Here is a 12,149-nt window from a genome sequence, read left to right as displayed (position 1 = left end):
GGGTGTAGATTCGGTCCGCGGTTCGTCGGTGATGGAGGTCGGTTGTGCGAGGATATCGGCCGTTGCGGCCCGATCGTGATCCGTTCCACCGTCCGCCATCCGGATTCGAACACCGGCCACCGGGGACGCTGCTGCGCAGTCGCGTGGTCGAGTTGGCCGTATTCGGCATTGTGCCGCTGCGGGTTTCGGCCTGGCAGCTGCTGTACCGCAGTTGTGATCTGAACGGGGAGCCGGAAGCGTCGGTGACCACCGTGCTGCTGCCGCGCGGGGCGACGCCGGATCAGCGGCGTCCGCTGGTGTCCTTTCAGTGTGCGATCGATGCCCTTGCGCCGCAGTGTTTTCCGTCGTACGCGTTGCAGCGGGGAGCACGGTCGCTCGGGGCGATTCCGCAATTGGAGGTGCCGCTGATCGCGGCGGCACTGGCGCGTGGGTGGGCGGTGTCGGTGCCCGACCACGGCGGTCCCGGCGGGCGGTTCGGTGCACCGCGCGAGCCCGGATATCGTGCGCTGGACGGGATTCGGGCCGCACTGGCCTTCGGGCCGCTCGGCCTCGATGCGAGCACACCCGTTGCGCTGTGGGGTTATTCGGGCGGCGGGCTGGCTACCGTGTGGACCGCCGAGGTGGCCGCGCGGTACGCGCCGGAACTCGAGATCGTCGGCGCGGTGGCCGGATCGCCGGTCGGTGACCCGGGTGCGGCCTTCGTGCGCTTGAACGGCACGTTCTTCGCCGGATTCGCGATGGTGTTCCTGGCCGGACTGCGGCGCGCCTATCCGCAACTGGAACCGGTCGCCCGCACACAACTGCGCGCCCGGTATCTGGATATGCTCGCGAAAGCCGAAGTGGGCGTGACACTTCCGCTGCTCGCGCGGCTCGCGGGCCGGGATGTCGGCAGATACTCGGATCTCGACGTCGACACCCTGATGCGATTGCCGGAGATGCAGCGCGTCATCGCGGATATCCGGCCCGGGGCGGTCGCGCCCGATGTGCCGCTACTGATCGTGCAGGGCGTCAACGACGAGATCATCGCCGTCGAGGATATCGACGCGCTGGTCGACCGCTACGTCGCGGCGGGAGCTCAGGTGCACTACCTCCGCGACCGCCTCAGTACGCATCTTCCCTTGCAGTTCATCGCAATTCCCGCGATGCTCGACTGGATCGCCGACCGCTTCGCTGCGCTCCCTGTGCCCATAGGTACCAGAACGGTCCGCTCCGTCGCCGCCTCTCGTCGCGCCCTCCGGGGGCATCGTGCCATGGCCCGCCTCACGGCCCGCCTGGTCACCGGTCAGCCCATCCGACCGGACTTCCTCGCCTCGGAACCTCCTGCCCCGCAATCGGATAAGCCGTCCCGACCCCCCGAGGCGGTCCGTCTCACCGGCGCCTGACTGCCATCTGCTCCGGCCACTGCTTGCTTCGGGACCACGACCTGCCTCTGAACCTGCGCCCGGTTCCGGGGGCTGCGCTTGTCCCGGCGCCGGATCGTTGCTGCTTCGGGGGCTTGCGGCAGCCTCGGGGCCTGCGCGTTCCCGGGTGTTTGTGTCCGCTTCGGGGCCTGCGTCTGCTGGTGAACTTGTGCGTGCCTCGGGTCCTGCGCCTGCCTGGGCAGGGCGCCGGCGTTCACACAATGCTTCCCATGTGCGGGAATAGTTCGCCGTGGATCGTGCCGGATTAGGTATGGCAAAGTTGACCAACGGGGTGGACGGTGGTGTTCATCACATGTGATGAACACTTCGGGAGGGTGTATTCGACGTATCCGGTAATGGGGACCGGGTCGGCTTCATCGCTGGTCGGACAAATGCGCGTGTCCTCAGGGGAGTCTGTCGCGAAGCTTGTCCGTTGTGTCGAAATTGGGGATTTTTTGATGAGTGCTGATCGATGGTCGCGTAGGAAATCCGAGACGGAGTCGGGTTCGTGCGACCCGATCGTCATCGTGGGGATGGCCTGCCGGCTACCGGGTGGGGTGAATACGCCCGAGGATCTGTGGCGGGTGGTCGAAGCAGGTGAGGACATGATCGGCGGCTTGCCGACCGATCGTGGCTGGGACCTGGACAGGCTGTACGAATCCGCGCCGGGGAGTCCGGGAACCTTCTATGTCGAGGGCGGCGGATTCGTCGACGATGTCGCCGGTTTCGACGCGGATTTCTTCGGCATCAGCCCGCGTGAGGCGCTGGCCATGCATCCCGCGCAACGTCTGCTGCTGGAGACGGCCTGGGAGGCGATCGAGCGCGCCGGGATCGTTCCGGCCTCGCTGCGAGAAACCGCGACCGGCGTATTCGTCGGCGGATTCGCCCTGGATTACGGCCCGCCGCTGCATTACGGCACCACCGGGGCCGACGGACACCTGCTGACCGGCGGTCAGATGAGTGTGGCCTCGGGCCGGATCGCCTATCTGCTCGGATTGACCGGGCCCGCCCTGAGCGTGGATACGGCATGCTCGTCGTCTCTGGTCGCACTGCATCTGGCGGCGGCCTCCCTGCGCGCCGGGGAATGCGACCTGGCACTGGCCGGCGGCACGACCGTGCTGTCCTCGCCGGGACTGCTGGTGGAGTTCAGCAGGCAGGCCGCCCTGGCCGCCGATGGCCGCAGCCGGGCTTTCGGCGCGGACGCCTGCGGCTTCGGCGCCGCCGAGGGCGCCGGAATGATTGTGCTGGAACGGCTTTCGGATGCGCGTCGACACGGCCACCCGATCCGCGCGGTGATTCGCGGCTCGGCCCTCAACCAGGACGGCACCAGCGCGGGCCTGACCGCGCCGAGTGAATCCGCGCAGCAGCAGGTCATCCGGCAGGCGCTGCAGGCCGCCGGTCTGTGCGCCGCCGACGTCGACCTGATCGAGGCGCACGGCACCGGTACCAGGCTGGGTGACGTGGTCGAGGCGCGCAGTCTGCTCGCGACCTATGGTCGAGATCGTCCGGTGGGCAAGCCCGCCTATCTGGGATCGGTGAAGTCGAATATCGGTCACACCCAGGCCGCGGCGGGCGTGGTCGGCGTGATGAAGGTCGTCCAGGCGCTCGAGCATCGAATTCTGCCGAGAACGCTGCACGCGGATGTGCCCAATACCCGCGTGGACTGGGATTCCGGGCAGGTCTCGGTACTCACCGAACAGCGCGAGTGGCCCGGCGAGGGACCCCGGCGCGCGGGCGTGCTGGCCTACGGCATCAGCGGCACCAACGCCCACGTCATCGTGGAGGAGCCGACCGCGCGGACCGGCGCGGAGCATTCGCGCGAGCCCGGTCCGGCTGTTCCGGCGCCCTGGGTCCTGTCGGCCAAATCCGAGTCGGCGCTGCGCGGCCAGGCCCGGCGACTGCTCGACCATGTGCGGGAGAGGCCGGAGCTGGAGTCGGCGGATGTGGGCTGGTCGCTGGCGTTCACCAGGTCCCGATTCGAGCATCGAGCCGTCGTGTGCGGCCGGTCGCGCGACGAGCTGCTGGACGGGCTGCGATCGCTCGCCGACGACGCTGTCACTCCCGCCGTGATCAGAAGCCGGGCAACGCAGCACGCGCGACCGGTGTTCGTATTTCCGGGACAGGGATCGCAGTGGGACGGTATGGTCACGACCCTGCTGGCCACGGTTCCCCGATTCGCGGACTCGGTCCGCGCCTGCGACGAGGCTCTGGCGCCGCATCTCGGCTGGTCGGTGCGGGAGGTACTGCGGCGGGCGCCGGGAGCGCCCGGCCTCGACCGGCCGGACGTCGTACAACCGGTGCTGTTCGCCACCATGATCGCGCTGGCCGAACTGTGGCGCGGGTATGGCGTCGAACCGTGCGCGGTGGTGGGCCACAGTCAGGGCGAGATCGCCGCCGCCCACTGTGCGGGGGCGTTGAGTCTGGCCGATGCCGCACGAGTTGTGGCCTTGCGCAGCAAGGCAATCGCGGATCTGGCCGACAACGGCGCGATGGCGACGGTGGCCGTGGCCGCCGAGGAATTGGAGCATCTGCTCGAACCGTGGCACGGGCGGGTATCTATCGCGGCGGTCAACGGCCGCCGCAACTGTGTGGTGTCCGGCGACGCCGCGGCGCTGACCGAATTCCTGGCCGCGTGTGAATCGGACGGCACGTGGGCGCGCCGGATCGCGGTCGACTACGCATCCCACTCGCCCGCGGTGGAGGCCGTGCGGGACCGTCTGCTCGCGGACCTGGCGACGATCGAGCCGCGGCCGTCGCGGATACCGATGTATTCGACGGTGACCGGCGACGTCATCGATACGCAGCTGCTGAACGCCGAGTACTGGTACCGGAATCTGCGCCGGCGAGTGCGTTTCGGTGACGCGATCGATGCCTCGATCCGGGACGGGTTCGGCGCGTTGATCGAAGTGAGCCCGCATCCGGTGCTCACGATGGCGATGCAGGAGATCACGGAGTCCGCCTCCGGTGACACGGCGGTGCTGAGCACCCTGCAACGCGGCGAAGGTGAACTGGCACAGGTGCATCGGTCGGTGGCCGCTGCCCATGCGCACGGGGTGGATGTCGACCTGTCCAGCTTGTATCCGGCCGGTCGTCGGGTGGAGCTGCCCACCTACGCGTTCGAGCATCGACGGTTCTGGCTGGCTCCTTCGCACGGCTCGTCCGATGCGAAGCCGCGCCGTGATGACGATCATCCCCTGCTGGACAGCCGAATTCAGGTGGCCGGAACCGACAGCACGATACTCACCGGGAAGGTGTCCACCGACCGGCTCGGGTGGCCCGCCGATCACGTCGTCGGGGACACCGCGTTGTTGCCGGGGACCGCTTTCGTCGAAATGGCCTGGTACGCAGCGTCGGTCGTCGAGCGGGATCGAGTCGTCGATCTGGTTCTCGAAGCGCCGCTTCCGATTCCGGCCGACGAGTCGGTCGAACTACAGGTGAATATCGAACCGGCCGGTGACGGCGAATACCGGCTGCGGATATTCTCGCGGCCCGCCGACCGGGATTCGTGGACACGGCACGCCACCGGAGTTCTCGCCGCAGGCGATCCCGAGCACGCGGATGACGACGGCGTGCAGCCCTGGCCGCCCGAGGCCGCCCAGCCCGTCGACCTGAACGATTTCTACGATCGACTGAACTCTCGCGGCTACCGATACGGGCCCGCGTTCCGCAATCTGCGGACGGCCTGGCGGCGGCACGACGATATCTTCGCCGAGGTCGTCCTCGCCGACGAGCCGGATGCGCGGGGATACGGTCTGCATCCGGCGTTGTTGGATGCGGCGCTTCAGGTTTCGCTCCTGGACGACTCCGGGCCGGTCACGGTTCCGTTCTCGTGGGACAGCGTTCGGTTGCACTCTGTCGGAGCAACGCGGCTGCGTGTTCACCTGACCCGTGCGGGCGAGGCGACGGTGAACTTGTCGGTGACCGATGGCGCCGGGAAGCCTGTCGCCGACCTGTGCGGGCTCGTGTTGCGACCGCTTCCTGACGAGGTCGTGCGGTCCGGACCGGATCCTTCGGATGAGAGCTTGTTCCGAATCGCCTGGGAGCCTCTGACATTCGCCTCGGAGTCCACCGATTCCGGATCTCGGCGTTGGGCTCTGGTCGGCCTCGAATCCGGCGAACGCGGGAATGCCGTCCCGTGGCAACGGTTCGACACCGTGGCCGCACTGTCCGAGGCCGCTGCCGCTCCCGATGTAGTCGTCGTGGAATATCCTTGCGCCGCAGACGATCTCGATGTTCCCGCCGAAGTGCGGGAGACCGTGCGGAAAGCGGTCCGGGATTTGCAGACCTGGCTGTCGATCGAATCCCTGGACGACGCCCAGCTGGTGGTCGTCACTCGCGGCGGCGTGGCGGTGGACGACGATACGCAGATCCACGACCTGACTCATGCGGCGATCTGGGGCGTGATCCGGAGTGCGCAGACCGAGCATCCGGGCCGCATCACCCTGATCGATCTCGACGATGCGGAGCTGTCGCCCGAGGTTCTGGCAGGGGCTGTGACGTCCGGCGAACCACAGCTCGCCGTCCGGAACGGGCAGGGCTGGATACCGCGGCTGGCTGCCGCCGACACCACTCGGAACCTGTTGACGCCCAACAGTTCCGAAGCCTGGGGGTTGCGGCCGGGAGATCAGGGCACGATCGATGCCCTCGAACTCGCGCCCACACCACAGGCCCAGGCGCCACTCGAACCCGGACAGGTTCGGGTCGGGATCCGGGCCGCCGGAATCAACTTCCGCGACGTTCTGCTGGCATCGGGAATGATCCCGCGCGCGGTTGTGGGCGAGGGCTTCGAATCCGAGGGCGCGGGCGTGGTGCTCGAGGTGGGCTCGGAGGTCACCGCATTCACACCGGGCGACCGGGTGATGGGGTTGTTCACCGTGACTTCGGCATTCGGGACGCACGCCGTCTCCGATCACCGCCTCCTGGTCGCGATTCCCGAGCAGCTGTCGTTCGAGCAGGCCGGGACGATCCCGGGCGTATTCCTGACCGCCTACTACGCGCTGGTCGATCTCGCGAATCTGCAACCGGGCGAATCCATCTTGATCCACGCTGCCGCGGGCGGGGTGGGGATGGCCGCGGTGCAGCTGGCCCAGCATCTCGGCGCGGAGGTTTTCGCGACGGCCAGCCCGCCGAAGTGGGACGTCGTTCGTGAATCCGGTATCGACGACGCCCATTTGGCGTCCTCGCGCACGCTCGGGTTCGAGACCCGCTTCCTGGAGCTGACCGGTGGCGCGGGCGTCGACGTGACGCTCAACTGCCTGGCGCGCGAGTTCATCGACGCCTCCCTGCGCCTGCACCCCAACGGTGGGCGTTTCGTCGAAATGGGCAAGACCGACCTGCGCGACCCCGCCGCCATCGCCGGCGCATATCCCGAGGTCGTCTACCGGGCGTTCGATCTGCGGGATGTGCCCGTCACCCGGCTGAACGAGATCTTCATGGAGGTCGTCGGGCTGCTCGATAAGGCGGTACTGCGTCCACTTCCGGTGCGGGCGTGGGATATTCGCCAGGCGAAGGATGCCTTTCGGTACGTCAGCCGGGCACAGCACATCGGCAAGAACGCCCTCGTCGTCCCGCGGCCGATCGATCCCGAGGGGACGATCCTCATCACCGGTGGCACCGGAACGCTCGGGACCCTGATGGCCCGGCACCTCGTGACCGCCCACGGTGCGCGGCATCTGCTGCTGGTGAGCCGTCGCGGCGCCGAGACGCCCGGCGCTGCCGAACTGCGCGACGAGTTGACCGCCGCCGGAGCCGAGGTCACCATCGCTGCCTGCGACGTGTCGGACCCGCAAGCACTGCGATCGCTTCTGGAGACAGTGCCGGACCGGCATCCGTTGACCGCCGTCGTGCACACCGCGGGCGTTCTCGACGACGCCGCGGTGACCTCCGTGACGTCCGAGCAGATCGACAGTGTCCTGCGACCCAAGGTGGACGCGGCCTGGAATCTGCATCATCTGACGCGACATCTCGACCTGTCCGCATTCGTGCTGTATTCGTCGATGGCCGGTCAGCTCGGTACCGCGGGCCAAGCCGTCTATGCCTCGGCGAACAGCTTCCTGGACGCGTTGGCCGCGCATCGCCGATCCCGCGGTCTGCCTGCCACGTCCCTCGCGTGGGGATTGTGGGAACGCGCCAGCACGATGACCGCCGGACTGGACGAGCGCGACCGAACCCGATTGCTGGGGAACGGACTTCGCCCGATCCCGGATCAGCTGGGGCTGGAGCTGTTCGACCGGTCGGCGCGGTTCGCCGAATCGGTCCTGGCGGCCTCTCCGCTGGATCTGGCGGCCTTCACCTCGTCGGCGAACACACCCGCCGTCCTGAGCGGGCTGGTGCACCATTCGACTCCCGATCCCGAACCGCCGACCGCGTCGTCGACCGTGCGTCTGGAGGATCTCGGTCCGCAGGCGCGCAAGGCCGAATTGCTGCATCTGATCCGAGCGTCGGCGGCGATGGTGCTGGGGCACAACACGGCCGAAGCCATCGACCCGGAGCGATCGTTTCGCGATGTCGGGCTGGATTCGCTGACCGCCGTCCAGTTGCGTAATCAGCTCAAGGCCGCGACGGGAATTCCGCTTGCGCCCGCCGCGGTGTTCGATCACCGTGATCCGCACGCGCTGTGCGATCACCTCGACAGCTACTTCATCACCAGCCCGGAGACGCAGCCGTGAATCCTGGCCGTTAGGAGGACATTTGAATGCCGAGTCGTAGAGAGCTCACCGATCGCCGGGGCTTCGGTGTCCTGGGCATGGGGCACTATCTGCCCGCCCAGGTGATCGACAACGCCCACATCGCCCAGCGGGCGAACGTCACCGAGGAATGGATTCTCGCGAAAACCGGTGTACAGCAGCGTCATCGAGCCGCCGAGGGGGAATCGACCGCGGATCTCGGCGCCGAGGCCGCACGTCACGCGTTGAAGGATGCGGCGCGGCGGGCCATGACGCCGATCGCCACGGCCCCACCGGAGATGGTCGTCTTCGCGACCTCGACGCCCGACCGTCAACTGCCCGCCCCGGTCTTCGACCTGCATCAGCGTCTGGGGCTGCCGCATATTCCGGCGCTGAGTATCGACGGGGCGTGCGCCGGATTCGCGCAGGGGATGCTGACGTCCTACGGCTACTTCCACGCGGGTATGGCGGAAACGGCGCTGGTGGTGGGCGCACATCGGTCCGGGATCCTGCTCGATGAGTCCAACCCCAAGGTCGCACCGCTGATCGGTGACGGCGGTGGAGCCTTCCTGATGGGTGAGGTGCCCGCCGGTTACGGGATCATCGGATACGAGATGCTCACGGACAGTTCGTATTCCGAGGTCGTGTGCACCCCGGCGCGCGGGTCGGTTCCCGTCGATCGGGAGTTCATGGAGATGGACGGGGCCCGCCTGATGGAGATCTTCGCCCGGGAGATGCCGCGCATGATCGACAGTGCGCTGGCGCAATGTGACCTGACCGTCGCCGACATCGATCATCTGGTGCTGCATCAGGCGAACGTTCGAATGGTCGAAGTCTTCAGTGCCGCAATGGAATTGCCGCCCGAGCGGGTCGGCACGAGCGGCCGGTCGGTCGGCAACACCTCGGCGGCCTCGCTTCCGATCGGTCTGGTGATGACCGATACGGAGCGGCCGATCGAGCGGGACAGCATCGTCGTATTCGCCACCGCAGGCAGCGGTGTGTGTGGGGCAGTCGTAGTGATGAGGTGGTTCTGATGACGAACGAGAACAACGATCCGCGCGTCGCGCTGGTGACCGGCGGTGCGGGTGGCATCGGGCAGGGGCTGTGCCGGCGCCTCGCTGCGGACGGCTTCGATATCGGGATCGCCTATCACTCGAGCGCTTCGGAAGCCGAGTCGCTGGCGCGGGAATGTGAGCAGTTCGGTGTGCGTGCGTGCCCGATCAAGACCGATCTGGCCGACCCGGACGAGGTGCACGCGATGTTCGAGACCGCCGTCGCCGAGTTCGGCGGGCTGAACGTCTTCGTGCACAACGCGGCCACCACGGTCTTCGCGAAGTTGGGCAGGGCCTCGTACGAGGACTGGCGGCGAACCTTCGCCGTGAACACCGACTCGCTGTACTACGCGCTGGGCGAGGTGTCCAAGCGCATGGCCGACGGCGGGCGGGTGATCACGATCTCGTCGCTGAGCGTCGCGGCCTGCCTGCCCGGCAGCGCGTCGTATTCGGCCAGCAAGGCCGCGGTCGAGGCGATCACCCGGGTGGCGGCGCGCGAACTCGGTCCGCGCGGGATCACCTCCAACTGCCTGCAATTGGGTCTGGTGGACACCCCGTCGGCGCGGATGGTGATGACCGAGGCATCGTTCGAACCGATTGCGCAACAGTCGAATCTGCGCAGGATCGGGATGCCGACCGACGTCGCGGGCATGGTGTCGTTCCTCGCCGGGCCCGATTCGAGCTGGCTCACCGCGCAGACCATCCGCCTCGACGGCGGATTCGCGGTCTGAGCGATGTCGGATCTCCTGTACCACAAGCAGATCGCGCCCGAGGAACTCGAGGCGCTGGGGCAGTGGTTCGCCGAGCGGCTGCCCGGAGAGGGGCCGCCGCGGATCTCGGCGCTCGCCCAGACCGCGGGCAACAGCCATGCGATCTACTCGGTGATCCGGGATCCGGACCACCGCTGGGTGCTGCGAGTGGCGCCCGACCACGGTGAGGCGAAGGTCGGCAACGCATACAACCTGAGTCGCGAATGGTCAGTGCTGAAAGCGTTGGCGGACACCGTGGTTCCGCACGCCGCACCGGTGCTGCACCAGGACGGCACCGCGCCGATCGACCGCGACTTCCTGCTCGTCGAGTTCGTCGACGGCATCGTTCTGGAAGGTGCTGTACCGGAACAGTATTCGAGCCCGGACGACTGCCTTGCGCTGAGTGATGCCATCGTCGACACCCTCGCCGATATCGCGCGAACCGATTGGCGGAATACCGGATTCGCCGAATTCGGGCACCCCGAAGGATATCTGGAGCGCCAGTTCGACAAGGGCCGACAGATGCTGGACAGTTTCCGCACGCGCGACACACCGGCGTTGGCGGCGATGATCGACTCGCTCGAACGGCAGCGACCGGCCACGTCCACGCTCGGCATCGTGCACGGCGACTACAGCCCGATGAATCTGATGGCCGCACCGCACGGGCCGCCGCGGATCGCGGCCGTACTGGACTGGGAGACAGCGACTCTCGGTGACGTCATGATCGACATCGGATACCTGACCGCGCGGTGGGTCCGGCCCGAGGAGTGTGCCGCCGTGGCGGCATTCGCACTCGGCGGATCGAACCCGGCCGATCATGAGAACCTGCCGCCGAGAACGCGTCTCGCGCAGCGCTACGCCGACCGGACCGGATTGTCGATCGAGAATCTGCCGTATTACCAGGGTTTCGCCATGGCCCGGGTAGCGATCGCGCTGGAAGGCCGGGTTGCCGCATTCACCCGCCGCGGTGACGACGCCTCGGCGGCGCTGTTCGCCTCACTGGTCGACACTGCGGTGGATTACGGTGCGCGGCTGATGAACTCATGACCGCCACCGCACTGCTGGACGGTGTCCGAGTGATCGAGAGCGCAGCGCTGGTGTCGGGCGCCGCCACCGGCATGCTGCTCGGCGATCTCGGCGCGGACGTCATCAAGGTCGAGAATCCGCGCGGCGATCTACTCCGGCATTCGCTGGGACAGATCGTGCCCGGATTCAGTCCGGCTCATCTGCAGTTGAATCGCAACAAGCGCAGTGTGACCGCCGATCTGCGATCCGACGAGGGCGGTGCGATGTTGTCCGCGCTGCTCACGTCCGCGGACGTCCTCATCGACGGAAACGCCGTAGGTACCCTGTCCCGCTTGGGATTCGGCGCCGAACAGCTGCGAACGCTGAACCCGCGGCTGGTGTACTGCTCGGTCAGCGGATACGGCAGCGGCGGTCCGTACGGCTCGCTGCCGACGCACGGTTTGATGATGAGCGCTCTGGTCGGGGCGGTGTCGGCCGCGCCCGGCGAGCAGCCGTCCAGCGGTCGCGGCGAGGGACCGCTCGCAGCGGCGAATTCTGCTGCGCTGCACATCGTTTCGGCGCTGTATCGACGCTCGGCAACCGGGCTGGGCAGCCATATCGACGTCTCCGGGGCCGATGCGTTGCTGTTGCAGACCATGCTCGTCTCGGCCTACGAACTCAACCGCGACCGGATCGGCGACGCCGGCTCACTACCGTTGCCCGAGAACGGTTTTCTCGGGCCGCGCTACCGGCTGTACGACACCGCCGACGGTTACGGCATCGCCTTCACCGCGCTCGAGGAGAAATTCTGGCACGCGTTCTGCGCGGCGGTGGCCCGGCCCGACCTGCTGCGCGGCACCGACGACGACACGCTCGTCGGGGATCTGGGCCGCCTGTTCGCGAGCCGGAATCTCGACGAGTGGATGGATCTGGCGCTGGAACATCGGCTGCCACTGGGACCGGCCTACCACGCGATGGGCGACGTCGCCGCGGATCGGCACATCGCGGCCAGGGCGATCGTTCGCCGGACCGAGCACCCGATCGCAGGCCCCTTCACCTGCGTCGGCACACCCGCTCTCGTCGACGGACAGGAATTCTCGATCCGCAGACACGCGCCCGCACTCGGCGAACACACCGCCGAGGTACTCGCGGAGCTGGAATCCGGCGAACGGAACCTCTCCAGCTCGCGGCCGTAGGACTCTCGCCGCCGCCCGACGCGCCCAGCGGGCGCGTCGGCCGGTGATTTGGTGTGTCCGCCTGCGCAACAGCTGGCAAATG

General features: G+C 67.7%; 6 protein-coding genes. All 6 read left to right on the top strand.

The window, feature by feature from the left end; translation table 11 throughout:
• Positions 1 to 44: 44 nt before the first annotated feature.
• The 6 genes from K7711_RS00590 (at position 45) to K7711_RS00565 (ending at position 12,067) form a co-directional block, all read left to right on the top strand.
• The gene (locus tag K7711_RS00590) at positions 45 to 1,382 is read left to right on the top strand and encodes a lipase family protein (RefSeq protein WP_222963877.1); all 1,338 of its coding nucleotides are present in this window, start codon (positions 45 to 47) and stop codon (positions 1,380 to 1,382) included.
• Positions 1,383 to 1,858: 476 nt separating this feature from the next.
• Positions 1,859 to 8,068 (top strand): type I polyketide synthase, encoded by a 6,210-nt coding sequence (locus tag K7711_RS00585; protein WP_222963875.1) that lies wholly within the window; start codon positions 1,859 to 1,861, stop codon positions 8,066 to 8,068.
• 26 nt (positions 8,069 to 8,094) lie between these two features.
• Positions 8,095 to 9,099: a 3-oxoacyl-ACP synthase III family protein gene (locus K7711_RS00580; protein ID WP_222963873.1), complete on the top strand. Its 1,005-nt coding sequence runs from the start codon at positions 8,095 to 8,097 to the stop codon at positions 9,097 to 9,099.
• Positions 9,099 to 9,848 carry an SDR family oxidoreductase gene (locus tag K7711_RS00575; RefSeq protein WP_222963871.1) on the top strand — a complete coding sequence of 250 codons (750 nt, stop codon included), beginning with the start codon at positions 9,099 to 9,101 and terminating at the stop codon, positions 9,846 to 9,848. Before K7711_RS00580 ends, K7711_RS00575 begins: the two co-directional genes overlap by 1 nt.
• A 3-nt stretch (positions 9,849 to 9,851) precedes the next feature.
• Positions 9,852 to 10,913, top strand: a complete 1,062-nt coding sequence (locus K7711_RS00570) for a phosphotransferase family protein (protein ID WP_222963869.1) — start codon at positions 9,852 to 9,854, stop codon at positions 10,911 to 10,913.
• On the top strand, positions 10,910 to 12,067 hold the full coding sequence (locus tag K7711_RS00565) for a CaiB/BaiF CoA transferase family protein (protein WP_222963867.1): 1,158 nt from the start codon (positions 10,910 to 10,912) through the stop codon (positions 12,065 to 12,067). The genes K7711_RS00570 and K7711_RS00565 overlap by 4 nt, the downstream gene beginning before the upstream one ends.
• The last annotated feature ends 82 nt before the right edge of the window (positions 12,068 to 12,149 follow it).

The organism is Nocardia coffeae, from assembly GCF_019890715.1.
Taxonomy (GTDB): domain Bacteria; phylum Actinomycetota; class Actinomycetes; order Mycobacteriales; family Mycobacteriaceae; genus Nocardia; species Nocardia jiangxiensis.
This window is presented reverse-complemented; position numbering and strand designations above follow the sequence as displayed.

Coding starts and splice junctions, on each gene's coding strand:
- K7711_RS00585 (WP_222963875.1), top strand. CDS start 1,859: ATGAGTGCTGATCGATGGTCGCGTAGGAAATCCGAGACGGAGTCGGGT.
- K7711_RS00580 (WP_222963873.1), top strand. CDS start 8,095: ATGCCGAGTCGTAGAGAGCTCACCGATCGCCGGGGCTTCGGTGTCCTG.
- K7711_RS00575 (WP_222963871.1), top strand. CDS start 9,099: ATGACGAACGAGAACAACGATCCGCGCGTCGCGCTGGTGACCGGCGGT.
- K7711_RS00570 (WP_222963869.1), top strand. CDS start 9,852: ATGTCGGATCTCCTGTACCACAAGCAGATCGCGCCCGAGGAACTCGAG.
- K7711_RS00565 (WP_222963867.1), top strand. CDS start 10,910: ATGACCGCCACCGCACTGCTGGACGGTGTCCGAGTGATCGAGAGCGCA.